26 protein-coding genes and 3 tRNA genes are annotated in these 24,618 nt (G+C 60.1%); 5 read left to right on the forward strand and 24 right to left on the reverse strand.

The window, feature by feature from the left end:
- Positions 1–42: 42 nt before the first annotated feature.
- Positions 43–2,721 carry a pyruvate dehydrogenase (acetyl-transferring), homodimeric type gene (aceE, locus tag NAT23_RS04965; RefSeq protein WP_251926102.1) on the reverse strand — a complete coding sequence of 893 codons (2,679 nt, stop codon included), beginning with the start codon at positions 2,719–2,721 and terminating at the stop codon, positions 43–45.
- A gap of 397 nt (positions 2,722–3,118) precedes the next feature.
- Positions 3,119–3,661: a 1,6-anhydro-N-acetylmuramyl-L-alanine amidase AmpD gene (gene ampD, locus NAT23_RS04970; RefSeq protein ID WP_251926103.1), complete on the reverse strand. Its 543-nt coding sequence runs from the start codon at positions 3,659–3,661 to the stop codon at positions 3,119–3,121.
- 141 nt (positions 3,662–3,802) lie between these two features.
- Between ampD and nadC the strand changes: the two genes are divergently transcribed.
- Positions 3,803–4,657 carry a carboxylating nicotinate-nucleotide diphosphorylase gene (gene nadC, locus NAT23_RS04975; RefSeq protein WP_251926105.1) on the forward strand — a complete coding sequence of 285 codons (855 nt, stop codon included), beginning with the start codon at positions 3,803–3,805 and terminating at the stop codon, positions 4,655–4,657.
- 6 nt (positions 4,658–4,663) lie between these two features.
- On the opposite strand, the gene rhtB is transcribed toward nadC, so the two are convergent.
- From rhtB to NAT23_RS05005, 6 genes are all read right to left on the reverse strand, one after another.
- Entirely contained in the window at positions 4,664–5,284 is a 621-nt protein-coding gene (gene rhtB / locus NAT23_RS04980; protein ID WP_251926107.1) for a homoserine/homoserine lactone efflux protein, read from the reverse strand.
- Positions 5,285–5,374: 90 nt separating this feature from the next.
- Complete coding sequence (locus NAT23_RS04985; RefSeq protein WP_251926108.1) at positions 5,375–5,872, reverse strand: hypothetical protein; 498 nt, start codon at positions 5,870–5,872, stop codon at positions 5,375–5,377.
- An 8-nt stretch (positions 5,873–5,880) separates the two neighbouring features.
- Complete coding sequence (locus NAT23_RS04990; RefSeq protein ID WP_251926109.1) at positions 5,881–6,381, reverse strand: GNAT family N-acetyltransferase; 501 nt, start codon at positions 6,379–6,381, stop codon at positions 5,881–5,883.
- Positions 6,368–7,054, reverse strand: coding sequence for an acireductone synthase (gene mtnC, locus NAT23_RS04995; protein WP_251926110.1), 687 nt, complete (start codon positions 7,052–7,054; stop codon positions 6,368–6,370). The genes NAT23_RS04990 and mtnC overlap by 14 nt, the downstream gene beginning before the upstream one ends.
- Positions 7,051–7,605, reverse strand: coding sequence for a 1,2-dihydroxy-3-keto-5-methylthiopentene dioxygenase (locus NAT23_RS05000; RefSeq protein WP_251926112.1), 555 nt, complete (start codon positions 7,603–7,605; stop codon positions 7,051–7,053). The genes mtnC and NAT23_RS05000 overlap by 4 nt, the downstream gene beginning before the upstream one ends.
- Complete coding sequence (locus NAT23_RS05005) at positions 7,602–8,219, reverse strand: methylthioribulose 1-phosphate dehydratase (RefSeq protein ID WP_251926114.1); 618 nt, start codon at positions 8,217–8,219, stop codon at positions 7,602–7,604. The genes NAT23_RS05000 and NAT23_RS05005 overlap by 4 nt, the downstream gene beginning before the upstream one ends.
- Positions 8,220–8,368: 149 nt before the next feature.
- On the opposite strand from NAT23_RS05005, the gene tsaA reads away from it, so the two are divergent.
- Positions 8,369–9,094 (forward strand): tRNA (N6-threonylcarbamoyladenosine(37)-N6)-methyltransferase TrmO, encoded by a 726-nt coding sequence (gene tsaA / locus NAT23_RS05010; RefSeq protein ID WP_251926116.1) that lies wholly within the window; start codon positions 8,369–8,371, stop codon positions 9,092–9,094.
- A gap of 81 nt (positions 9,095–9,175) precedes the next feature.
- Here the strand turns inward: tsaA and purC are convergent, their stop codons facing one another.
- From purC to dapA, 4 genes are read right to left on the reverse strand one after another with little or no spacing between them, the layout of a single operon-like run.
- Positions 9,176–9,889: a phosphoribosylaminoimidazolesuccinocarboxamide synthase gene (gene purC / locus NAT23_RS05015; RefSeq protein ID WP_251591290.1), complete on the reverse strand. Its 714-nt coding sequence runs from the start codon at positions 9,887–9,889 to the stop codon at positions 9,176–9,178.
- Between the two features lie 41 nt (positions 9,890–9,930).
- The gene (locus NAT23_RS05020; RefSeq protein ID WP_251926117.1) at positions 9,931–10,716 is read right to left on the reverse strand and encodes an MBL fold metallo-hydrolase; all 786 of its coding nucleotides are present in this window, start codon (positions 10,714–10,716) and stop codon (positions 9,931–9,933) included.
- Positions 10,716–11,663: an NlpB/DapX family lipoprotein gene (gene bamC, locus NAT23_RS05025; RefSeq protein WP_251926118.1), complete on the reverse strand. Its 948-nt coding sequence runs from the start codon at positions 11,661–11,663 to the stop codon at positions 10,716–10,718. The genes NAT23_RS05020 and bamC overlap by 1 nt, the downstream gene beginning before the upstream one ends.
- Complete coding sequence (gene dapA, locus NAT23_RS05030; RefSeq protein ID WP_251926119.1) at positions 11,660–12,544, reverse strand: 4-hydroxy-tetrahydrodipicolinate synthase; 885 nt, start codon at positions 12,542–12,544, stop codon at positions 11,660–11,662. The genes bamC and dapA overlap by 4 nt, the downstream gene beginning before the upstream one ends.
- Before the next feature lie 210 nt (positions 12,545–12,754).
- Between dapA and NAT23_RS05035 the strand changes: the two genes are divergently transcribed.
- Entirely contained in the window at positions 12,755–13,225 is a 471-nt protein-coding gene (locus tag NAT23_RS05035; RefSeq protein ID WP_251926120.1) for a peroxiredoxin, read from the forward strand.
- On the opposite strand, the gene NAT23_RS05040 is transcribed toward NAT23_RS05035, so the two are convergent.
- Positions 13,222–14,322, reverse strand: coding sequence for an AI-2E family transporter (locus NAT23_RS05040; RefSeq protein ID WP_251926122.1), 1,101 nt, complete (start codon positions 14,320–14,322; stop codon positions 13,222–13,224). The genes NAT23_RS05035 and NAT23_RS05040 overlap by 4 nt on opposite strands.
- Positions 14,322–14,561, reverse strand: a complete 240-nt coding sequence (locus NAT23_RS05045) for a sulfurtransferase TusA family protein (protein ID WP_251926123.1) — start codon at positions 14,559–14,561, stop codon at positions 14,322–14,324. The genes NAT23_RS05040 and NAT23_RS05045 overlap by 1 nt, the downstream gene beginning before the upstream one ends.
- A 100-nt stretch (positions 14,562–14,661) precedes the next feature.
- On the opposite strand from NAT23_RS05045, the gene NAT23_RS05050 reads away from it, so the two are divergent.
- The gene (locus NAT23_RS05050; RefSeq protein ID WP_251926124.1) at positions 14,662–16,116 is read left to right on the forward strand and encodes a M48 family metalloprotease; all 1,455 of its coding nucleotides are present in this window, start codon (positions 14,662–14,664) and stop codon (positions 16,114–16,116) included.
- Between the two features lie 98 nt (positions 16,117–16,214).
- Here the strand turns inward: NAT23_RS05050 and nadA are convergent, their stop codons facing one another.
- From nadA to radD, 10 genes are all read right to left on the reverse strand, one after another.
- Entirely contained in the window at positions 16,215–17,249 is a 1,035-nt protein-coding gene (gene nadA, locus NAT23_RS05055) for a quinolinate synthase NadA (protein ID WP_251926125.1), read from the reverse strand.
- Between the two features lie 101 nt (positions 17,250–17,350).
- On the reverse strand, positions 17,351–17,668 hold the full coding sequence (locus tag NAT23_RS05060; protein WP_251926127.1) for an EscU/YscU/HrcU family type III secretion system export apparatus switch protein: 318 nt from the start codon (positions 17,666–17,668) through the stop codon (positions 17,351–17,353).
- The gene (fliK, locus tag NAT23_RS14790; protein WP_251926128.1) at positions 17,661–18,941 is read right to left on the reverse strand and encodes a flagellar hook-length control protein FliK; all 1,281 of its coding nucleotides are present in this window, start codon (positions 18,939–18,941) and stop codon (positions 17,661–17,663) included. The genes NAT23_RS05060 and fliK overlap by 8 nt, the downstream gene beginning before the upstream one ends.
- Positions 18,942–19,165: 224 nt before the next feature.
- Positions 19,166–19,241 (reverse strand) — tRNA-Lys (locus NAT23_RS05070).
- Between the two features lie 30 nt (positions 19,242–19,271).
- Positions 19,272–19,347 (reverse strand) — tRNA-Lys (locus NAT23_RS05075).
- A 41-nt stretch (positions 19,348–19,388) separates the two neighbouring features.
- Positions 19,389–19,464, reverse strand: a tRNA-Lys gene (locus NAT23_RS05080).
- A gap of 58 nt (positions 19,465–19,522) precedes the next feature.
- Positions 19,523–20,524, reverse strand: coding sequence for a 23S rRNA pseudouridine(2605) synthase RluB (gene rluB, locus NAT23_RS05085; protein ID WP_251926130.1), 1,002 nt, complete (start codon positions 20,522–20,524; stop codon positions 19,523–19,525).
- The gene (gene scpB / locus NAT23_RS05090; protein ID WP_251926131.1) at positions 20,514–21,320 is read right to left on the reverse strand and encodes an SMC-Scp complex subunit ScpB; all 807 of its coding nucleotides are present in this window, start codon (positions 21,318–21,320) and stop codon (positions 20,514–20,516) included. Before scpB ends, rluB begins: the two co-directional genes overlap by 11 nt.
- A complete protein-coding gene (locus tag NAT23_RS05095; RefSeq protein ID WP_433962190.1) occupies positions 21,310–22,260 on the reverse strand; it encodes a segregation and condensation protein A in 951 nt (316 codons plus the stop codon). Before NAT23_RS05095 ends, scpB begins: the two co-directional genes overlap by 11 nt.
- Before the next feature lie 61 nt (positions 22,261–22,321).
- Entirely contained in the window at positions 22,322–24,091 is a 1,770-nt protein-coding gene (radD, locus tag NAT23_RS05100; RefSeq protein WP_251926133.1) for a DNA repair helicase RadD, read from the reverse strand.
- Positions 24,092–24,174: 83 nt separating this feature from the next.
- On the opposite strand from radD, the gene NAT23_RS05105 reads away from it, so the two are divergent.
- The gene (locus NAT23_RS05105) at positions 24,175–24,588 is read left to right on the forward strand and encodes a hypothetical protein (RefSeq protein ID WP_251926134.1); all 414 of its coding nucleotides are present in this window, start codon (positions 24,175–24,177) and stop codon (positions 24,586–24,588) included.
- The last annotated feature ends 30 nt before the right edge of the window (positions 24,589–24,618 follow it).

Here is a 24,618-nt window from a genome sequence, read left to right on the forward strand (position 1 = left end):
CCGCTTACGCCACGGGGGCGGCAAGGCCGCCCCAGTTCCTCATCAACTGGTGACAGGATAGGCCTTGTTCGGATCGATGCCGTACTTCTCCATCGCCTGCTTGACGACCTTGCGATCGATCTCGCCGCGATCCGCCAGCGCCTTCAGCGCCATGACCGTCACGAAATAGCGATCTACCTCGAAGAAGTAGCGCAGCTTTTCGCGCGTGTCGGAACGGCCGTAACCATCGGTACCGAGCACGTAGTAGTCGGTCGGAACCCACGCACGCACCTGATCGGAGAACAGCTTCATGTAATCGGTCGAAGCGATCGCCGGCCCGTCTCGGCCTTCGAGACACTGGGTCACCCAGGGCTTGCCGGGTTCGGCATCGGGATTGATGAAGGCGTTACGGTCGATCTCGAGCGCTTCGCGACGAAGCTCATTGAAGCTGGTCACGCTCCAGATGTCGGCACTGACGCCAAAGTCGTCAGCCAGAAGTTCAGCGGCGCGCTCGACTTCGATCAGGATCGTGCCGGAGCCCATCAGCTGAACGTGGCCGTTCTTGCCCTTCTCGCCTTCACGCAGCAAATACATACCCTTGATGATGCCTTCTTCTGCCCCTTCCGGCATTTCCGGATGGTGGTAGTTTTCGTTCATCAACGTCAGGTAGTAGAAGCAGTTTTCCTTGTCCTGATACATACGCTTCAAGCCGTCGTGCATAATCACGGCGACTTCGTGCCCGTACGTCGGGTCATAGCTTCGGCAGTTCGGAACAGTGGAGGCCAGAATGTGGCTGTGGCCGTCCTGGTGCTGAAGCCCTTCGCCGTTGAGCGTGGTGCGCCCTGCAGTACCGCCGAGCAAGAAGCCTCGCGCCTGCATGTCGCCAGCAGCCCAGACCAGGTCACCGACACGCTGGAAGCCGAACATCGAGTAATAGACGTAAAACGGCAGCAGCGGCACGTGGTGGTTGGCGTACGAGGTGGCGGCCGCAATCCAGCTGGACATGGCGCCGGCTTCGTTGATGCCTTCCTCAAGAATCTGACCGGCCTTGTCTTCGCGGTAGAACATGATCTGGCCGGCATCCATCGGCTCGTACTTCTGGCCTTCGGCCGTGTAGATGCCGAGCTGACGGAACATGCCTTCCATACCGAACGTACGCGCTTCGTCAGGCACGATCGGAACGACCTGCTTGCCGAACTGCTTATTCTTGACCAGGCCATTGAGCACGCGCACGAAGCTCATGGTCGTGGATACTTCGCGGTCTCCCGAGCCCTTGAGCTGGCTTGAGAACATCTTGTCGTCGAGTCCCGGGAACTCGATTGACTCGAAGTCATGCTTACGCGCCGGCAGGTACCCACCCAGACGTTCCCGCATGAGATGCATGTACTTCATCTCGGGGCTGTCTTTTTCGGGCTTGTAGTACGGCATTTCCTTATCGATTTCCTCATCGGAAACCGGGATACCGAAGCGGTCGCGGAAGGTCTTGATCGCGCCCACTTCCATCGACTTGATCTGGTGCGCTTCGTTGTCCGCCTCACCGCTATCGCCGCCCATACCGTAACCCTTGACGGTGTGCGCAAGAATAACGGTCGGCTTGCCATTGTTGTTGTGGAACGCCTCGTGATAGGCCGCATAGACCTTATAGGGGTCATGGCCGCCACGGTTCAGGCGCCAGATGTCCTCATCGGTGAGGTCCTTGACCATGTCCTTGGTTTCATCGTATTTGCCAAAGAAATGCTCACGGGTGTAGGCGCCGCCCTGGGCCTTGTAATTCTGGTACTCGCCGTCGACCACCTCATCCATGCGTTTTTGCAGGATGCCCTTGGTGTCCTTCTCGAACAGCGGATCCCAGAAACGACCCCAGACCACCTTGATGACGTTCCAGCCAGCACCGCGGAAGATACCTTCGAGTTCATCGATGATACGCGCATTACCGCGCACCGGGCCGTCCAGACGCTGGAGGTTGCAGTTGATGACGAACACGAGGTTGTCGAGCTTCTCACGCCCGGCCAGTGAAATCGCACCAAGTGACTCGGGCTCATCGCACTCGCCGTCACCGAGAAATGCCCAGACCTTGCGGTCCTGCATCGGCTGCAGACCACGTGCGTCGAGATACTTCATGACGTGGGCCTGGTAGATCGCCATGATCGGGCCCAGACCCATCGAGACGGTCGGGAACTGCCAGTAGTCCGGCATCAGCCAGGGGTGCGGGTAAGACGACAGGCCATCGCCGTCGACTTCCTGGCGGAACTTGTCCATCTGTTCTTCGGAGAGACGTCCTTCCAGGTAGGAGCGCGCGTAGATGCCCGGCGCACTGTGGCCCTGGATGTAGACCAGATCACCCTTGAAATCACCTTCCGGCGCACGGAAGAAATGGTTGAAGCCCACGTCGTAAAGCGTTGCGCTGGACATGAAGCTGGCCAGGTGACCGCCCAGCCCCTTGTGCTTCTTGTTGGTACGGATGACCTGCGCTGCCATGTTCCAGCGAATCAGGGAACGAATGCGACGCTCCATGAACAGATCACCCGGCATACGCGCCTCGCGATGCACCGGGATGGTGTTGCGATGAGGCGTGTTCACAGAGAAGGGGGGCTGCATCCCATCACGGCGAAGCCGATCCGCCAGGCGGCTCAGCAAATATTGGGCTCGATCTTCGCCCTCGCGATCCAGTACCGATTCTAAGGACTCTAACCATTCCGTCGTTTCGGTAGGATCGAGGTCTTCTCGTGCCTCCAGACTCATAGACGTCTCTCCGATGAAGAAATAATATCAGTCGCCTTCCGATCAGGAAGTGCGTCACAGTGCTCTTTGTCAGTTAAAACGGGCGCAGGTTTTTGTAGAGTCGCGCTGCTCGCCGCATGTCGTAATTCTGCAACGGGTGGCTGTGATACCAGCCTTGACGGGGGACGAAGATACCGCAAACACAAGCGGCTGCCAATTGATAGGCAAAAGGCGCATCCCCCCGAAAGCCTGTGGCATATACCGTGCCACGGCGCGGGTCGGATGCATTGGTCGCTTGAAAAAACGCAGCCTGTCATAGCCACCGTGTGTCGCCGTTTTGGTGAGGGTCACGTTTCAAAGACCCCACAAATGTAGTTTTCTTACGCCGAATTACCAGTAGACCGCTCGGACTCGAGCTTTAGCCTCGCAGCCTCTGAAAGAAGTATTGCCAATCAAACGAGGGGCCTGGATCGACCTTTCTGAGCGGTGCCACGTGCTGATGCCCGGTAATACGCTCAGGCGTGAGCGCTGAGTATTTGCCCATGAGCGCACGCGTGAGCTCAACAAGGCATGCGTATTGCGCACGTGTAAACGGCCGATGATCGCCTTCAAGCTCCACGCCAACGGTGAAATCATTCAACCGCGACCGGCCCTGCCAGCAGGATTTTCCGGCATGCCAGGCCCGTTGATCGAATCCAACGTATTGGATCACCTGCCCACTGCGTCGAATCAGACAGTGGGCCGACACACGAAGCCCCTTGATCTTCTTGAAATAGGGATGCGCCTCAGGGTCGAGTCGGCCAAGAAATAGATCCGTGATCGCCTTCCCCCCGAACTCACCGGGCGGCAGACTGATCGAGTGCAGCACAAGCCCTGAAATTTCACCCTGAGGCCGAGTGTCGCAGTGCGCCGAGGGCGCGTGTTCAGCCTCGCTCAGCCAGTGCAGATCGTTGACATGCATACCGGACGTCGCTTCCTTATTGGTCGATTGTTCAAGTCACTCTATCCTATACTTTATCGCCCGGCGTCGACGCACAGGCGCCGGCCACTCAAAGCCCCGCGATAAGGCCTCATCAGGTCCACGCCCAGGAGAGAGTTCTCAATGACGTTTCAAGAAGCCCTCGCTGAAGACATTCGAACCACCGCCAGCCGAATGATCAACGAGGACATTGGCGGCGGCGACATCACCGCTCAGTTGATCGCATCGAAACAGTGGGCGCGTGCCGAAGTCATCAGCCGGCAGCCCGCTATCCTCTGTGGCGTTGCCTGGGTCGAGGAGCTTTACCGCCGCATCGACCCGACGGTGAAACTCACCTGGAGCCACGAAGACGGCAACGCACTGATACCGGATACGCCCTTTCTGACGCTTGAAGGGCCGGCTCGCTCATTGATGACCGGCGAGCGCGCCGCGCTCAACCTGCTGCAGACGCTTTCCGGCACGGCAACAACCACCCGTCATTACGTGGATCTGGTCGCAGACTATCCGGTCTCGGTGCTCGATACGCGTAAAACGCTGCCGGGCCTTCGCCTGGCTCAGAAGTATGCGGTCAACTGCGGCGGCGGCAATAACCACCGGCTAGGGCTTTATGACGCCTTCCTGATCAAGGAAAACCACATTACCGCATGCGGCGGCATCGAACGCGCCGTCAAGGAGGCGCGCGACATCGCGCGCGAGCTTCCGGTCGAGGTTGAAGTCGAAACCTTCGAGGAGCTCAATCAGGCACTCGAAGCCGGGGCCGACATCATCATGCTGGACAATTTCTCGCTTGATGACATGCGACAGGCCGTAGAGCTGACCGCCGGCCGCGCGCAGCTCGAGGCCTCCGGCAACGTCGATGAAGACACCCTAGTCGATATCGCCAAAACCGGCATCGACCGCATCTCGATTGGCGCGCTCACCAAGCACGTTACCGCCATCGATCTTTCGATGCGTGTGCATGAGGTGGAAACGCGGTAGTCAGCATCAGTGCCTATACGCCGCCAACAAACCGGCGGCGCCGATGAACAGCCCGCCGAAGGCTTTATTGATGGCCCGCTGCTGCGCTGGCGTTTTCAAAAATCGAGCAATGGCGGTCGAAAGCGTGGCATAACCGAACATGACCGCGATGTCGACCGCCACCATGGTCGCCCCCATGATGGCGAACTGCGGCGCATGAGGTGCCTCGGCCACCAGAAACTGAGGCAACAGCGCCATTAGAAACACCGTGGCCTTGGGGTTGGTCGCATTGACCAGCGCGCCCTTCCAAAGCCGCGTCCATCCAGAAAGTGTTGCATCCTGATTTTCGGCGCTGAAGGCATGTGCGGTTTCTCGCCACTTGGTAATACCGAGATACACCAGGTAAACCACACCCAGCCACTTGATGATCGTAAACGCCAGCGCAGAGCTTGAAAGCAAGGAGCCCAGGCCGATACCGACCACCACCATCTGGAAGGCAAGACCGATCTGCAGCCCGAGAATGGAAGGAAGCGTGCGCCGGACGCCGTAGACCATGCCATTGGCCATGGTATTGATGGCCCCGGCCCCCGGCGTCACGCTGATCAACACACACGCCACAAAAAAGGCGCTGAATAAGGTCCAGCTCATTCCCGCTCTACTCCCGTAAACCACGCAATACTATAAAGGGTGAGCCATACCGCTCGGCAGGCGTATCCATGCCGAACGGCCTTGCGGCCACTAGGTAGATGACGCAATTCGCGCCTTGAGTGCTGCATTGAATCGCTTGCGGTCCTTAAGCGGCAATAGCCCTGAAGGAATGGTACGTCGCGTCGGCTTACTGACCGTACCCCGAGCGCTGTCGTTCAGCACGACACGCACACCGACCGAGCTCTCCCGCTCGATGCGACTGATACTGGAAAGCGCGATCTCTTCAAGCCGCGGCGCGTAAAGCGGGCCGCCGATGAAATAGACCGAGCGCTCATCGAGGCGAAGAATCGGCGACAGCCGACGCCGCCCCATGAGATTGCCCCCGATCATCATGCCCCACAGGAAGATCAATAGCGCGACCGGCGCCATTGGCCACCACTGCTTCTGCTGGTAGCAATACACTAAAAGCGTAATGCCACCTGCGACCGAAAAGGCAAACGCCACGCCCAACATACGCGTATTGCTGCGCTTCTCGGTAAAAAGCATCGGGTCGGTGCCGTCACTGGCGTGGGATTGGGGCTGAGTCATGGTCGATATCATAAAACCGTGTCATTGAGTTGGCGTTTGCATCGAACGCGCGGCAGGCGCTCGCCTTCTCGTTCGACCGCGCTCTCGCCAAGTGATTCCCAGCCGCTTGCCAAAAGACGCGGGGCAAGCATCAGGCTTGCCTCGATATAAAGGGCGTGGTGGCCCTGCTTACGGGCGTGATCGCAGGCAAGCTCGATCAGGCGTGATGCGATGCCATTGCCTTGAAGCGCAGGCCAGACGTACAGACATTCGATGTGAGACGCGTTGAGGTCGAGCTCACAAAAACCGACGCAGCGTCGGTCGAGATCGGCCACGAAGGTCGTTAGACGGCGCTGCCGTAGCTGCCAGGTCGCGGCTTCGCGCGGCAAGACATTCGCCCAGGCCTGACGCTGTCCGAGACTGTAGAACGACGAGGCGCCGTCCATGATGGCGTGGAAAAACACCTCGGCCTGATCGGCGCCGTCGGCGTCACGTGCAAGGCGAAACCGCAGACGATCAAGCCAGTTCATCGAGATCAATCTCATCGAAGCTGTGAACGCAGCGGTGGTGACCGGTCTCCATTTCCGGGTCACGTACCAGCTGGCAGGTGCGAATGCCGGCGTCTTCGGCTGCATCCAGCTCAGCCGGCACATCGGATAGGAACAGCACGTCTTCGGCTGGCACACCCAACACATCAAGCATACGCCGATAGCTGTCACTGTCGCGCTTGGCGCCGAGCGTGGTGTCGAAATAATGGGTAATCAAGGGCGTGATGTCGCCACGCTCGGTGTGGGAAAACATCAGCTTCTGGGCGTGCACCGAACCTGAGGAATAAATGCTGAGTTCAAGGCCTTGATCGTGCCATAGCTTGAGACACTCGGCGGCGTCTGGATAGATGTGGCTCGTGAAATCGCCCGCACGGTAGCCCTCCTCCCAGATCATGCCTTGAAGGGTCTTGAGCGGCGTAGCCTTGCGGTCCTCATCGATCCACTGAACGAGAACGTCTGCAAGCCGCTCGACGCTTGCGTCCTCTTCAGAGGTCATCGCGCGTACGGCGTCAAGCTGCTCCGCCACCGCCGGCTGGCCGGCGCGGGCTTCGAGCCATTGCGGCAGGCGCTCACGGGCGTAGGGGAAAAGCACCTCGTGCACGAACGCGATCGAGCTGGTGGTGCCTTCGATATCGGTCACGATGGCCTTGATCATGACGCCTCCAGACCTTCGAATCGTGGAAAGCGCTCGGCGATGGGGCTGCCGGTCATGTGCGCAATCCAGCCCTCCGTCCGCGTGAACAGACGAATGCAGGAAAAGGCCGGCGCCGGGCCCATATCAAACCAGTGCGGCGTACCGGTCGGCACCGACATCAGATCGCCCTGGGCGCAGCCGATCGCATAGACGCGGTTATCAAGGTGCAGGTAGAACACTCCTTCCCCACGCACGAAAAAGCGCACCTCATCTTCATCGTGGCGATGCTCGTCCAGAAACTTGGTACGGAGCGCGTCCTTATCCGGATGGTCTGGCGTCATGTGGATAACATCGGCGCTTTGAAAGCCTTCCTCGCGCCTGAGCCGCTCGACCTCCTCGCTGTACGCTGCAAGAATTTCGGCCTGATCGGCAGACTCAGACAGCGCTTTCAGCGGCCAGCGCTCAAAGCGAATACCGTGGGCGCCAAGCTCTCGGGCGATGACGTCGCCTTCGGTGGCTGAAAACACGGGCTGAGTCGCATCTGCGTCGTTAAACACTTTCAAAAAGCTCATCGGCATCGCCTCACGGTAAGTTCGCAATCAAAAAGCGCGCTCAGCGCTTCGACCTGATACAGGCAGCGAGTCATATCTCGCGCCCAGGTGTAAAGCCCATGCCCTCGAATCAGATAGACATGGCAATCGTCTTGCGTCAGGCGAGGCTCGACCTCGCGCGCAAGCGCTGGAATGTCCTGCGAGTTGTCGACCACCGGAATTGTGAGCCGGGCCTCGTGGGTTGTGATGCCCTCAAACACCTTTAAAAGCTCAAACCCCTCGAGCACCAGCTCATCGCCCTCGACCAGACACGACAGCGCCGTCGCGGCCCGGCAGTGTGTGTGCAGCACCGCACCGACATCAGGACGCAGACGGTAGAGCTGCCCGTGCAGGAGTGCTTCATCGGAGGGTTTCAACGTACTGCCCAGTGGCACGCACTCGAAGTCCGTGACCATGATGTCTGAGCCGCTCAACTGGCCCTTGTGGCGGCCGGATACGGTGACCGCCATGAAGCGCTCATCAAGGCGCATGGAAAAGTTGCCGCCGGTGGCCGGCACCATATTGGCCCGATCCAACACCCGGCCAGCATCGATCAGGCTCGCCTGAGCCCGCGCAAGCCCTGGAAGGTCGATCATCGACGGTCTCCGTTATCGATATATGTAGTGCATGCGTTGTGTGTGACTACGGGTTGCGCCAGACTACCCAACTCGCCGGTCAGCCGCCAGCATCTTGATGCGCGCACGCCCCCGGCGGTACGCCATGGCCCACCTTCGACGATATTTTCATGCACGCAACGCATCCAACAACCCTCGAGCCGATCGGCCATATCGAAAGCTGTTACCCGGACAAGTTCGGCATTCCAAGACAGCCAGGCCTTGCCCCCAGCGCCAAAGCGCAGCTTGTATTGCACGCGCCCTACAACGACCCCTTGGCCGTTCGAGGGCTCGATGCCTTCAGCCATATCTGGGTAACGTTTCTCTTTCACAAGAGCCCACCCAGCTGGACGCCTTTGGTCAGACCGCCACGTCTTGGTGGCAACGCCAAGGTCGGCGTGTTCGCAACACGGGCAACCCATCGACCAAACCGCCTTGGCCTGTCGCTGGTCGAGCTGGTCTCGATCAATACCGAGGGCGGCGTCGCTCTGACGCTTTCCGGCCATGATCTGGTCGATGGCACGCCGGTATTCGATATCAAGCCCTACCTGCCCTGGGCCGATGGCGTTGAGGGCGCTCGAAGCGGTTTCGCCCCTGCCCCACCGGTGATTCGCCCGGTGTGCTTTTCGCAGACGGCCCGCACGCAGCTCAATGCACTAAGCGATGGCGCCGCCGTCAAGGCGCTGATTGTTGAAGTACTGGCGCAAGACCCGAGACCTGCCTATCAGCACGGTTCAACCGGGCGCGTGCACGGGGTTCGTCTGAGCGACAAGGACGTTCGTTTTCGGGCGTTTGTCGATGACACCGGCCGCATTGCGCTCGAGGTCATCGACATTGCCTCCGGCGGCCCAACGTAAAATGCCGCCCCGGCCAGGGCGGCATTTTATCAGGGTGCTCGAAAGGCCCTTTCAGGCAGTGCTCGAGCCGGTCACCGGCGCTCAGTCGAAGGAGATACCGATGCGGCGGCCCACTTCCTCATAAGCCTCGATCACCCCGCCAAGGCCCTGACGGAAACGGTCCTTATCGAGTTTCTCGCGCGTATTGCTGTCCCAGAGACGGCAGCCATCCGGTGAGAACTCATCGCCAAGCGTCAGCTCACCTTTGAATACGCCAAATTCAAGCTTGTAATCCACCAGCAGAATATCGCCGTCGAGAAACAGCTGCTTGAGCACCTCGTTGACCTTATAGGTCAGCGTTTTGGCCTCGGCCAATTGCTCAGGGGTCGCCCAGCCGAAGCTCTCCGCCAGCGACTCATTGATCATGGGGTCGTGCTGGGCATCATTTTTGAGAAACAGCTCGAACGTCGGCGGCGTCAGCGCGAGGCCTTCCTCGACGCCCAGGCGTCGACACAGGCTGCCAGCGCTGTAGTTACGAACCACACATTCGACCGGCAGCATATCGAGCTTCTTGACCACCGATTCGGTATCGGAATGCAGGTGCTCGAAGTGGGTCGGAATGCCCGCCGCCTTCAGCTTATCCATGATGAAGGCGTTGAACTTGTTGTTCACCATGCCCTTACGCGCCAGCTGCTCGACCTTCTCGCCATCGAAGGCGCTGGTGTCGTCGCGGAATTCGAGAATCAGACGATCGGGGTCGTCAGTGGTGTACACGGATTTGGCCTTGCCGGCGTACAAGGCATCACGCTTTTCCATCGAAGCTCTCCAGAGATAGAAGTCATAGGTGTTCGGGTATTCTAGGCGCAGGCGAGGCGACGGCGCACTACCTGCCAGGGAAGCCCTTCGTGTTGCTGCGCGATCAACAGGCGCTGCTCATCGAAACCAAGCACCGGCATCAAGGCATCATACGCACGCTCGGCGCAATTGTTCTGCTCCGACAGGTGCGAGGCAACAACGCATTGAAGGCTGTCAGCGTCGATGGCCTGCATGAATTCAAGCGCCTGCTGATTGGAAAGATGGCCCCAGTGACCGCCGACCCGCCGCTTGAGGCTTGGAGGGTATGGCCCGCGCGCCAGCATATCGGGGTCATGGTTGCATTCAAGCACCAGAGCGTCGCAACGTCGATAGCGCTTGAGCACATGGCCGGTCACGTGACCAATATCAGTCAAAAGCCCCAGACACGCCCCGCCCGAGCGCACGATGAACTGCACGGGCTGGCGCGCATCATGGGGCACGGTAACCACATCGATCTCCAGATCCCCGATGGCAAAGCACTGTTCGGGGTGGATGAACGTCACGCTTGTCACGCCCTTTAGTTTGCTCTTGAGCCAAGTTCCGGGGGTCATGTAGACCGGCAGGCCGTAGCGACGCACCAGCGCGGCCGCGCCGCGCACGTGATCGATGTGTTCATGAGTGATCAAGAGCGCATCAAGTGTGGCGGCATGGCAGCCAAGGCGAGCAAGACGCGCCTCGATCTCCTTCAGGGCAAAACCACAGTCGATGAGAATGCGGGACTCACCGCTCTCGACCACGGTCGCGTTGCCCTTGCTCCCACTACCCAGCGATGCGAACTTGAACGCCATCAGCGAAGCAGTGACGCAACACGGTCCAGCAGTTCGCGGGCGGTCGACGTCTCGATTGATGAGCCATCGTCGCGGCGTGCATGAATGATGGACTGGCCGTTGTCAGTGTCGATCTGAAGCTGGTAGCGCTTGGGCTCGGGGTCGCTGCCGAATATCCACCAGCCACTGCCGCTGGCGTCGGACGGCAGATAGTCCACCGTAAAGCGCCGCTGGCTGCGGTCCTGATCGACCAGTCGCGCATCGTCGGTGTCGAATTCACGCTTGAGCTGGTAATCAAGTTCCGACCAGATGCTGGCGAAATCCTTCTGCACCACAACCTGCCACTGGCCCTGACGATTGCGCAGGATCACGCTGCTGTCGTTTGAGAGGTTCTGCCCGACGAGCGAGACGCCCTCTCCGGCATTGCCCGCATTCTGGGTCAGATACGTTGAAAGACGCGACAGGCAGTCGCTGTTTGCCGCGCCATTCTGGTCACAACGCACCTCGGAAGAGCCTCCGCGCACGCCTTGCTTGACCGACAGCGTACCGTTGGTGGTCTTGATCAGCCCCTGCGAGGCATCGAGTTCGCTGACGCGATAGCCGGTGGCGGCCACGAAGCGTTGAAGCTTCGGCCAGACCGCATTGGGCGCGGCATTGACCAAAAGCCACTGCTGGCCCCGCTCACCGCGCATCTGAACGAACGACTGAGCAGCCTGTTCGCTCATCTTGGGCTGCGGTCGCGGTACGTCGAACCCATCCTGAGGACGAACGTAGTCGCTGTTGGCCTTGGGCACCGGCATGGCGTCCTGAACCGCGCCCTGGCGGGCCGACTCCGGCAGCTCCAGCGGTGCGACCATCTCGGCATTCTTATACTCGTAGCTGCGATCGTAGTAATACCCGTCGTTACCGCAGCCGGAGAGCGCCACCAGCAACGAGGCCGCAGCGACCCAGGGAGTCTTCGACATCATTGTTCGAGCACTCCCGCGAGGTGAAGCGCCTCGGCAATCGTTGCATGGTACTTCTCGGACAGCCACGTCAGTGGCAGGCGAATGCCCTGCTCGGCAAGGCCCATCTGACACAGCGCCCACTTGACCGGAATCGGATTGGCCTCGATGCCAAGCGAGGCATTGAGCGGCATCAGGCGAGTATTGATCTGGTGCGCGAGATCGTGATCGCCGGCAATGGCGGCCATCGACATGTCGTGCATGCCTTTCGGCGCCACGTTGGCGGATACGGAGATCACGCCATGGCCACCGGCAAGCATCAGCTCGCAGGCGGTCGGGTCGTCGCCCGAATAGATTGCGAAGTCCTGCCCCTTCAAGTGCTCGATCAGTTCGGCGGCGCGCTCGAGGTTACCCGTGGCGTCCTTGAGGCCGACGATGTTGTCGATCTTGGCCAGGCGGAAGGTGGTGTCGTTGTAGAGATCGACGCCGGTTCGGCTCGGCACGTTGTACAAAATGATCGGAAGATCAGAGGCTTCCGCGACGGCCTTGAAGTGCTGATACAGCCCTTCCTGGGTCGGGCGATTGTAGTAGGGCGTGACCGACAGGCACGCATCGGCACCAACGTCCTTGGCGTACTTGACCAGCTCGACCGCCTCGGCGGTGGCATTGGCACCAGTCCCTGCAATGACCGGAATCCGGCCATCGACCACATTCACTACTTCACGGATAACGTCAAAATGCTCGGCGAACGACATCGTGGTGGGCTCACCGGTGGTGCCCGCCGCCACGATGCCATCGGTCTTGTGTTCGAGATGGAAGTTCACCAGTCGACGAAGCGCGTCCCAATCAATATCGCCATTGCCTTTCATTGGCGTCGCCAAAGCGACCAGGCTGCCTTTGAACATCTCGAATCCTCTTATGTCGCACACCGGAAAAACGCGTTTATGTCGGCCTCGGGCTATCTCGGGATCAGCGCATGAATTTGCCTGATCAAACCGCCCCGGGCGGGGGTAGATGGTACTCAGGCAGACTCCACCTGTACAGTTCAGACAGACGAATCGCGCACAAAAGCGCTAGACTGTTGCCGGGTTTTCCTACGCTTTAAAGGAGTCACCATGACCATCGACGTCGGCCAATCGCTGCCCGAATTCAATGTTCCCGCCACCTCGGAACTGACCGTCACGCCCGAGACCCTCAAGGGCCATTACACCGTACTGTACTTCTATCCCAAGGACAGCACGCCCGGCTGCACCACCGAAGGCCAGCAATTTCGTGACCTCTTCGAGGACTTCAAGGCCTTGAACGCCGTGATTTATGGTGTCTCCCGCGATGGCCTCAAGGCGCATGAAAACTTTCGAGCCAAGCAGTCCTTCCCGTTCGAATTGATCAGCGACAAGGAAGAAACGCTTTGCCGCGCGCTCGATGTCATCAAGCTCAAGAAAATGTATGGGAAGGAGCACGAAGGCATCGAACGCAGTACCTTCGTGCTGGATGATCAGGGCGTGCTCATCAAGGAGTGGCGCAAGGTCAAGGCCGATGGCCACGCCCAGGAAGTCCTTGAGTTTCTAAAGCAGCACACCGCTTAAGGGCTGGGTTCGCCGAGTGCCTCCTTGCGCGCTCGGCGGGTCGCAACACTTCGAGGCCAGGCGTGCAACAGCGCTTTCAGTAGCGTCGTGAGCGGAATTGCGAAGAACACGCCCCAAAAGCCCCAGATTCCCCCGAAGAATAAAACCCCCAAAATGATGGCCACCGGATGCAGGTTGACCGCCTCCGAAAACAGGATTGGCACCAGTACATTGCCATCGAGCGCCTGAATCACGGCGTAGGCCACCATCACGTAAAGAAACTGATCGCCCAGCCCGAAATGAAAGCCCGCCACCGCCGCAATCGGAAGCGTGGCAGCGGCCGCGCCGATGTAGGGCACCAACACCGAAAAGCCCACCATCAAGCCAAGAAGCGCCGAATACGGCAGGCCGAAACAGACGAAGGTCACGTAGGACACCGAGCCCACTATGATGATCTCGATCACCTTGCCCCGAACGAAATTGGCGATCTGGCCGTCCATCTCCTTCCAGACCTGAGTCATGAGAGTGCGCTGTCTGGGCAAAAGTGACAGAAAATAGCCGATCAGACGCTCCTGATCCTTCAACATGAAAAACACCAGAATCGGCACCAGCACCAGATAGATGATGATTCCGAGCACGTTGCCGAGCGAGTTGAACGAGAATCTGAGCGCCCGCTGACTGAACTGCGTCGCCTCATGCGCGGCGCTATTGACCCAGCTTTGAATCTGTTCGGGCGTAATGACGGTCGGGTACTGGGTTCGAAGCGTATCGAGCATCTGTTGACCGCGGGCAAACATGCGCGGCACCTCCCCGACAAGCGAGGTCAACTGATCCCATACGAGCGGCAGCACCACCAGCGCCACCATCATCAAAAGCGCGATGAACACCAAAAAGATCAGCAACACGGCGACCAGCCGGGGCAATCCCCAGCGCTCAAGACGCGTTACGCCGCCCTGAAGCAAAAAGGCGATGATCAGCGCAGTCAGAAATGGCGCCAGCATCTGACCGAAAAAGACCACGATGGCCAGCCCCACCAACAGGACCAGCCCCAGAATCACCGCTTCTTCATCGGAGAAATACCGATCCACCCAATGCTTGAGCAGGTTCTTGATGGCCATCAGCGCCCGGCTCCCTTGGCAATGCTGTAATAGAAGACGCCATCACGCTCTTCCTGGCGCAAAAGTGCGTGACCGGCCTGAGCGACAAAACTCTCGAAATCGCGCCATGAGCCCGGGTCGGTCGCCTCGATATGCAATACATCATCGGTGCACATATCGGAAAGCGATTGCCGGACCTTGAGCAACGGCAACGGGCAGGTCAATCCCTTGGCATCGAGCGTACGTTCATATTGCGCCACGAAAAACTCCGCTACAGTGAGTTGAAATTGGCTTGATTTAAGGGCACTTTGCCATACAAATCAATCAACAGGATGTATCGCACAGGTCGGGGTCAACGGCATGAAGAAAACGCATCTGGCATGGATTGCAAGTCTTTCACTGCTGGCAAGTCCTCTGCCGGCGCAGCACGCCCTGGCAGCCAACGAGTATGGACTGCCCGCCCTGGGTGGCGCGAGCAGCGCAGTATCACCCACCGATGAATTTCGACTCGGCCGGGCATGGCTGCGCCAGTTCCGCGCTCAGACCACGCCCTGGCGCGACCCCATTACGCGTCATTATGTAGAGCGCGTCCTTCATAAACTGCTGCCCTACAGCGGCCTTGAAAGCGAGAAACTGATCGTGACCCTCGTTGCAAGTCGCACTCTGAACGCGTTCGCCGTTCCTGGCGGCGTTGTCGGCATCCATACGGGGCTTTTTGCCTACGCACCGACCGAGGCCACCTTCGCCTCGGTGCTTGCCCATGAGCTGGGCCATCTTTCCCAGCATCATTTTGCACGCCAGGTCGAGGCGCGCAATGAAAGTCAGATTCCCATGCTGACGGCCCTGCTGACCGGCGTGGTGCTGGCCGCCAGCGGCGGCGGTGGCGGACTCGGCGCAGCCACGGTCATGGGCACCCAAGCCGCCTACGCTCAGCGCATGCTGACCTACTCAAGGCAGTACGAGCGCGAGGCCGACGACGTCGGCCTCGATACGCTGGCGCAAGCAGGCTACGACCCCCACGCCATGCCGAAGATGTTTCGAATCCTTCAAAATCTCGCAAGCCTTCAGGGCTTCACACCGCCGGAATTTCTGCTGACGCACCCGCTGACCGAAGCCCGCACCAGCGCCACCGAAGCCCGAGCCGATCAGCTCGGCAAGGGTCGAGGCGCCGCCGACGACACCACCTATGACATGATTCGGGCCCGCGTGCTTCTGGCGATGAACATGAGCGACCCGACGGCGGCGCGCAACCGCCTCAAGGAAAACAACCCGTCTCCCGAAGCGCTTCGCTACCTCGACGCCATGACTCACGCCGTCAATCATGAAACAGACCAGGCGCTGTCCAGCCTCGATCGCATGATTCGAGATCACCCTGACGATTCGATGCTTCAAAACAGCGCCGCCGACGTGGCACTCGACGCCAACCGCTTCCAAGAGGCCCTTGACCGCGCCCGCACTCTATTGGCCGTGGCGCCGGACAACTACCCGGCCCGCATGATCGAAGGGCGTGCGCTTTTGAATCTGTCGCCCGCCAAGGCCTATCCCGTGCTCAAACGACTGTCGGAAGATCAAAGTGAGGATCCGGAAGTCTGGTCGCTGCTGTCCGAGGCCGCCGGTCGCAGCGGGCGCGAGGCCGAAGGCCACCTCGCCCTCGCCGAGCAGCTGCAGTTGACTGGACGAATCGACAAGGGGCTTTCACAACTGGACATCGCCGAGCGACAGGCGCGCACCGAACAGAACTTCGTGCTGGCAAGCAAGATCCGTGACCGACGCGACGCGTTCAAGCGCTACCGGCACGCACTCGATGATTTCTGAGCACGCAAGGACACCGGAACGGCCAACGTTTAAGTAAGGCGCTCTTATCGAAAAAAGCCTCCCGAGGGAGGCTTTTTTTTCAGAATAAACTCAATTGATCAGCGCCCGTTCTTGAAGGCAAGCATTCGATCAAGCCCTACCAGCGCCTGAACCCGAACGGCCTCGTCAACGGTGACTTCGCCAAGGCCTTCCTTGAGGCACTGCTCGAGATTATCGAGCGCATTCATCGCCATCCAGGGGCAGTGCGCGCAGCTTCGACACGTCGCCCCATTGCCGCCCGTCGGCGCCTCCACCAGCAGCTTTTCCGGGACCGCCTGCTGCATCTTGTAAAAAATACCGCGATCGGTTGCAACGATCAGCGTATCGTGCGGCAGCGCCTTGGCGGCGTTGATCAGTTGAGAGGTGGACCCGGTTGCATCGGCAAGGTCCACCACCGCCTGAGGTGACTCCGGATGCACCAGCACCGCCGCATCCGGATAGACACGCTTGATGTCGAGAATGCCCTTGGCCTTGAACTCTTCATGCACGATACAGGCGCCATCCCACATCAGCATGTCAGCGCCGGTCTGCTCAGCCACATAGCGCCCCAGATGCTTGTCGGGCGCCCACAGCACTTTCTCGCCCTTTTCATGCAGATGCGCGACCACATCGAGCGCAATGGCCGAGGTGACGACCCAGTCAGCCCGCGCCTTGACCTCGGCCGAGGTATTGGCATAGACAACCACGGTTCGATCCGGATGGGCGTCGCAAAAGGCTGAGAATTCCGCCGCAGGGCAGCCGATATCCAGCGAACAGGTCGCCTCGAGCGTCGGCATCAGTATTCGTTTTTCAGGCGAGAGCATTTTCGCGGTCTCGCCCATGAAGCGCACGCCGGCAACGACCAGCGTGCTCGAGGGGCTTTTAGAGCCGAATCGGGCCATTTCAAGAGAATCAGCCACGCAACCGCCGGTGGCCTCGGCAAGCGATTGCAGCACGTCGTCGGTGTAGTAATGCGCAACCAGGGTCGCATCGCGTTCGATCAGCAATTGTTTGATGCGCTCGATCTGACGCTTTTGATCGGATGAGCTCGATTGAGGGGTATAGGGACGCACCAGATGCTCACGCACCTGATCGCGATCAAGCAGTTCGGTCATGTGTCTATCACTCCGATATGCGGGGGCTCCCCCCACAGGTCATGAAGGCTTGCACGCTATCCGCGGCAAGCTACCCGAGGCTCATGGTACGCCCGGGCTCGTCAAACCGCATCATCGTTTGGTCGAAGCTCCTCGGTCTCCGCCGCGCTTGATAACTGCTGCTCAAGCGCATAGACCCAGGCAAGCACTTCGGCAATCGCCCGATAAAGCTCCGGCGGAATGCGCTCATCCAGATCCACGCGCATCAGAAGATCGACCAGTTCCTCCGAGCGGTGCACATAAAGCCCATGCTCCTCGGCTCGCTCTAAAATGGCCTGCGCCGTGGTGCCATACCCCTTGGCCACCACGCGCGGGGCGGCGTCGTTTGCGTTATAGCTGATCGCGGCGGCGCGCTGCTCACGGGGAGACGACTCACTCATTGGCTGCCTCCTCATGCGCGTCATCGGGCGCCTTGATATCGATACGGCGTGGATTGAGACCCGCCGCCTCCATGAGGTCCATCAACTGCTGACGCGCAGCGGTAAGCTGGTCGATAGCGCGCTCCTGAGATGCCTGACCGCGAATGGCAAGCCCATCGCCGGTCATCTGAAGCTCAAAGTGAAGCGCTCCAAGCGTCGGGAGCTCGAGTGACAGCGTCGAGCGCCACGCACTCGCCTCGCCCTCCCCGCCAGAACGCGAATTCTCATCGTCGTCTCTGTAGAGCGAGTCATGCTCAAAGAGCGGCCGCTGCTCGGCGATGTCGATCAACACCGGAATCTGTGGCGTCAATAACGTTTCGATACGAACGGTCTGGGTAGTCAGACTTTCAAGCTGGTGACTGATCACCCGATGCGTCGCCTCATGAGCAATCGTTCGCACATCCATTCTGGGCGCAGCCGCCGTATCAGTTGCGTTCTGTGCCTGCCCTGCGGCACCGCCCTGGGCAGCCGAGCCCGCAGGCGCAGCCCCCTGACTCGCGGCGGCCACCGGCGCGGCTGTTGCCTGGGCGCCCCCGGCAACGGGTGCCGCGGGCGCACCGGGAAGTGCCGAGCCCGCAGCCTGGCCCGGTGAGACAGGTGTCGACGACGTGGCTGGCGTAGAGGTTGGTAACGGCGAACCCGCCTGCCCGCCTGGCGCTGCACGCGCACTCGCCCAGGGCGGCAACTGCCCCTGAGGCTCACGTTTTAACTGCGCGATCGGCCATTCCCCCTTGAACCACTTGGCAAGATGAGCCTCGTAGAATACGCCGCTTTGAGACACCTGCTGTCTAAGTGCCTGCGCCATGGTGTCGGAGGCCGGCGTCTTGCCACCGCCAATCAGGGCGCTGGACGCCACGTTAACAGACGTTTTGACATCGCCATAACGAGCCAAAAGCGTCGACAGCGTCTGCCCTTCCTGGGAAAACCGAAAGCTTACTGACCGAGGCGAGTTCTGGTTCACGCCAGCCTGATCCTTGGGCTGGAGTCGCTCATAGAGCCCGGCCTCCGGCGCACCACGCTGAGTACTGGCCGAGCGGTTCGAGGTTAGATCGGTCTGAACCTGTGGTGGGCGATTCAAGTGCTCTTGACCGGGCTTCAAGCCCTGATCGCCTCGAATGGCATTGACCGAGAGCACCTTGTTCTGCGCGCCCTCGGCGCTGAAGCGCTCCATCTGAGCCCGGCGCCCCAGCACCTGGTGCATCAGCGTATCGATTAACGGTGTGATCACACTCACGGCAGTGCCCCGATTAAGATATGGAGGGGCCGAGGAAAACATCTCGGCTGTTCGATCAAGTATCGACCAACACAGCACCGGACTGAAGTGGCAAAAGGCGATTGAAGAACGGGGAAAACACGCTACAGCAGAAAAGACAACCACCCGGCGCCATGGCGTCCCGCGCGATCAAGACAGCCAAACGCAGAAAGCCCCGACCTCTTTCGAGATCGGGGCTTTGAGTCTGGTGGGTCGTGTAGGATTCGAACCTACGACCAATTGGTTAAAAGCCAACTGCTCTACCAACTGAGCTAACGACCCATACAAGGCACATATGCGCCTACGGTCGGATGGTGGGTCGTGTAGGATTCGAACCTACGACCAATTGGTTAAAAGCCAACTGCTCTACCAACTGAGCTAACGACCCCGACCGAAACGTTGAGAGCACCACCACTGACATCAATCAAGTGGTGGGTCGTGTAGGATTCGAACCTACGACCAATTGGTTAAAAGCCAACTGCTCTACCAACTGAGCTAACGACCCGCTCAACGCGGCGCAAATATTACTGTTATTCGCCTATCGATGCAAGCACTTATCGAAATTAACGTTTGCGACTCGGCGGGGCGTTTCGGGCGGAACTCTTCGACGAAGGTCGTCCATTGCCGCGCGACTCACCGCTTTTCGACGACCCGCCGCGCGACTCCCCTCGCTTCGATGAGCCGCCGCGCGACTCACTGCCTTTCGATGGACCACCGCGCGATTCCCCTCTTTTCGATGGGCCGACACCCCGAACCGGGCGACGCTTGTCCTTGTCGCGGCTCCAGCGGTTTTTCTCATCAGGCGTAAGCTCCGGCACGCGCTTGGCCTCGATACCGGCAAGATTTGAAAGCTCGTCGACCTCTTCCTGTGTCAGTTCGGTCCACTCGCCGGCCTTGGCACGCTTATCCAGGAAGATATTGCCGTAACGCACGCGCTTGAGCCGGCTGACCGTCAGCCCCTGGGATTCCCAGAGCCTTCGCACTTCACGATTGCGCCCTTCAAGAATCACGACGTGAAACCAGGTGTTGATCCCTTCACCACCGAATTCCTGCACGTCGGTAAAGTTCGCCGGGCCATCCTCGAGCATGACGCCCTCGACCATGGCCTGCACCTGCGCCTGGGTCGCATTGCCCATGACGCGAACCGCGTACTCCCGCTCGACCTGCATCGAGGGGTGCATCAGTTTATTGGCGAGCTCACCATCGGTGGTAAACAGCAGCAACCCGCTGGTGTTGATATCAAGCCGGCCAACCGCGATCCAGCGCTCACCCTTGAGGCGCGGGAGCCGGTCAAACACCGTGCGGCGCCCTTCAGGGTCGCGCCGCGTGCAGAGCTCACCTTCGGGCTTGTTGTACATGATGACGCGGCGCGGCGTTTCATCCATTGTCTTGAGCGTGACCGGTCGGCTATCGAGGCTGACCTGATCGCTCGGCCCGATGCGATCACCCAGCTGGGCCGTCTTGCCGTTGACGCTAACGCGCCCCTGTGAAATCGCACCTTCCATTTCCCGGCGCGAGCCGAACCCGGAGCGGGCCAATACTTTCTGCAGTTTTTCAGTCGTCATCGCTACTCTTCTCATCATCGTCCGTCTCGTCGTTGCCGTGGTCTTCACGGGCTTGACGACGCTCGTTCAAACGCTGCCCCAAGGCGGCAAAATCCAGCGATGATCGCGTGGACGCCTTCTCGGCGTGATCCTCCCTCTCGGCGACGTTCACCGATGAGGCAGTGGGGGGCGTTTCGGGCAACGCGTCTGCGTCACCCTCGTAAGGCAGGCGCTCGGAAGCGTCATTTTCGCGACCGTCATCCCCTGCCTGCTCTGTCGCTTCGAGTTCGTGCATCGGCGGAAGTTCATCCAGCGTACTCAACCCGAAGTCGTCCAAAAATGTTCGTGTGGTGGCGTACACGGCCGGCCGGCCCGGCACATCCCGATGACCGATCACCCGCACCCAGTTGCGCTCGGTGAGCGTTCGCATGATCGAGGCGCTGACCGACACGCCACGTACGTCCTCGATGTCGGCCCGGGTGACCGGCTGACGATACGCGATGAGCGCAAGCGTCTCCAAAAGGGCCCGCGAATACCGCTGCGGTCGCTCCTCCCAGAGCCTTGAAATCCAGGGCGAGAGCCGCTGGTGAACATTTAACCGGTAGCCTGACGCCGTGTGTGACAACGACAGCGCGCTGCCCTCAAGCGTACCGGCCAACCGGTCCAGCGCCGCCTTGAGCTCAAGCCGGGTCGGCCGCTCATGGTCATCGAACACCGCCTCCAGCCGCTCGAGCATCAGCGGCTCGCCCGCCGCCAGCAATACGCCCTCGAGAATCTGCTCGAGGGTAATGTCCTCACGACTCACATTACTCCCCATCTCGTGACACTTCGTTGTCGATGACCGGCACTTCGAAGGCCGGTTCATCGTCGGGACGGCTGCCTTCCTCATCCGTTTCACCGCCGTCGCTCGCCACCCGCGCCCGCACATGGATCGGCGAGGTCGGCGTGTTCTGTACGATCTCGAGCAACCGCTCCTTGGCAAGTTCCAGAATCGCCATGAACGTGACCACCACGCCGGCACGCCCTTCCTCGAGCGTGAACAGCGCCTCGAACGCGACAAACCCCTGCCCGTCGAGCCGAGTCATGACCGCCATCATCCGTTCACGTGTCGACAGCGTTTCGCGGGAAATCTGGTGCGACTGAGTCAGCGACGCCTGGTGCATCACGTGCTTTAGGGCACCAAGCAGCGCATCAAGCTCGACATCGGGGTAGATGACCCGAGGCTCGATGTCTGGAAGGCCAACCTGCGGGCCAAACCAGTCGCGCCCCTGCCGAGGCAGCGTATCGAGGGTCTCTGCGGCCTGCTTGATCTGTTCGTATTCCTGAAGCCGTCGCACCAGCGTCGCGGTAGGATCCTCTTCATCCTCTTCATCCTCGTCCTCCCCTTTCGGCGGGCGCGGCAGCAGTGTGCGCGATTTTATCTCGGCAAGCATTGCTGCCATCAAGAGATACTCCGCCGCGAGGTCAATGCCTGAGACCTCCATCAGCTCAACATACTCGATGTACTGATGAGTAACCGCCGCCACATTGATCGCAAGGATGTCCAGGTTCTGACGCCGAATCAGATACAAAAGCAGATCAAGAGGCCCCTCGAAGGAATCCAGAAAGACCCTGAGCGCCTCAGGAGGAATGTAGAGATCTTCAGGCAGCTCGGTGACCGGCTCATCGTTGACTCGTGCAAGCCAGGCACGCGGCGTTTCATCCATGGCACGGGCGTTGACCGGGTCACTGTTTTGAGCCGAGGGCGTGTCACTCATGACGGGGTATCAGGTCCAAACGGCAGGAAAAACGCATTGTACCAGTGTATCGACTCATGCGTCAGGAAGCGCTGTCCGCGGTTCGAAATCGCCCTTCATAATCAAAGAGTTTTTCTCGAATGTTCCAGTACCGACCGACTTTCCGCGCAATGACGAAGTCCGGCGCGCGTACCTGATCGCGCCGGGCAACCATGTCCTCGCACGAACTCGGCACCCACGTCTCGCCCGGAACGCGGCGGTGCGCCCGCAAAAACGCCCGCTCAAACGCATGGCGCTGCGGGCCGGTATCAAGCGCAAACCACTCCTCAAGGGTCGCGCCGTCCTCATCGTGATAGACAACCTTCAGCCGCGTCATCCCGCGACCGTTGGGCGTCGCCACAAGCTCCATCCCTGACACGCGCAGTACCTTGGCGTCCTTGAGCTTCAGGGCGTCACGCAGTTTGGTGTCGGCATCGACCAACAGCGTCTGGCAGGCATGGCACTGCCTGGCGGCAATGTCGGTTTCCGCCCCGCACTGCGGGCAGGTCTTGAACCGGAAACGGTAATCGCATTGAATCCGCTTACCCGTCTCGGTCTCGACCAGGCCCTGACAGCGCCGACCGTAATGCTCAAGCAGCACTTCACCGTCCATCTTGCCCCAGAACATATTGGCGAACGTGCACTGAGGGCACGTTACCTGAACAAGCTCGGTGTCGCCGGCGGGCTTGGGCGCGGCAAGCTCCGGCTCGTACAATCCCCAGGGGTTGCCGGCGTAATCGAGCACCAGGCAATCCTTCTTGTCCGGCGCCAGCCGAAGCCCACGCCCCACAATCTGCTGATAAAGCCCGACCGACTGGGTCGGACGCAAGATCGCGATCACGTCCACATGCGGGGCGTCGAACCCCGTCGTCAATACCGACACATTGACCAGGTACTTGAGCTGGCGCGCCTTGAACGCCTCGATCAGGCGCTCACGCGCCTCCCCAGGCGTTGCCCCGGTAATCAGGGCCGATTCATCAAGGGGCAAATAGCCAAGCACTTCTTCGGCGTGGGCAACGGTCGCTGCAAAGATCATCACCCCAGAGCGGTCCCGGGCACGCTCGAGCACATCCTCGATGATCCGCGGCGTCGCCCGATTGCCCTGCACCACCCGATTCAGTTCGGCCTCGCTCGGCGCCGAGCGGTTGCCATACACGAGGTGGGAAAAATCGTAGCTGGCGATCGGTGCATCGATCAGCACCGGCTCGCTGAGATAGCCCTGGCGCACCATCACCCGAAGGGGCTGCTCGAACACGCAGTCGCGAAAGAAGGCGTCCTCGGGCCCGCGCACCATGCCATGATAATGGCGGTGATAGATCGCGCCATGGCCGAGCCGAAACGGCGTCGCTGTAAGCCCCAGCACCTTGAGATCGGGCCGGGCCGCCCTCAAATGCTCTATCACGCGCTGGTACTGTGACGCACGTTCTGCATCTTCCGTGATCGCCACGCGGTGGCACTCATCAATCACTAAAAGCGTGAAATCACCGCCCTCGAATGCCTCGAGACCGTTGGCAACCGACTGTACGGAACCAAACACCACCTGCCGGGCACTGCCCTTGCGAGAAAGGCCGGCGCTGAAAATGTCGGCCGACAGACCATAGGCCTCGTATTTGGCGTGGTTTTGCTCGACCAGCTCGCGAACGTGGGCGAGCACCAGCACGCGCCCGCGCGCCAGCCGGGCAAGCTCGGCGATCACCAGACTCTTGCCACTGCCGGTTGGCAAAACGACGACGGCCGGGTCGCTCGACGTCTTGAAGTGGCGCACGACCCGACGCACGGCTTCCGTTTGGTAAGGGCGAAGCGCTAAAGACATAATGAACCTGGACACCACAACAGACCGGGGCCCATGATGAGGCCGGCCGAGTCATGAAACAAGCGGCACCACCAGGAGAACGCATGGAGCCAAACCCCAATCTGGCGCGCTACCTAACGCCTCTGGACGCACACGGCATCGAAAGCGAGGTGGTCGACCCCCACGCTGCCCGGCTGATCAGCGACGACATCGAGTTCATGCTGGTCGTTGCCGACGATGAGCCGGCGTTCTTCCAGCTGATATTGCCAAACGCCTGGCAGACCTCGGCCGACGACGACAGCGCCATTCTGCTCGAGGCGGCCAACGATGTAATGAACGCCATCAAGGCCGCCAAGATCGTACTGCACAGCGAGGGCCTGCACCTGAGCGTCGAGCAGTTCGTCAGCGGCCCCGATCAGGGCGCCGCCCTGCTGCCTGGGCTGGTCGAGCTTTTGAAAAGCGCCACCGGCGAGCTTCATGAGCGTCTCGGCATGGGCCATGCCCCGCGCATTCACTGAGCATATTTTCACCCACTTATCCTCCACTAC

Source organism: Larsenimonas salina, from assembly GCF_023736155.1.
Classification (GTDB): domain Bacteria; phylum Pseudomonadota; class Gammaproteobacteria; order Pseudomonadales; family Halomonadaceae; genus Larsenimonas; species Larsenimonas salina.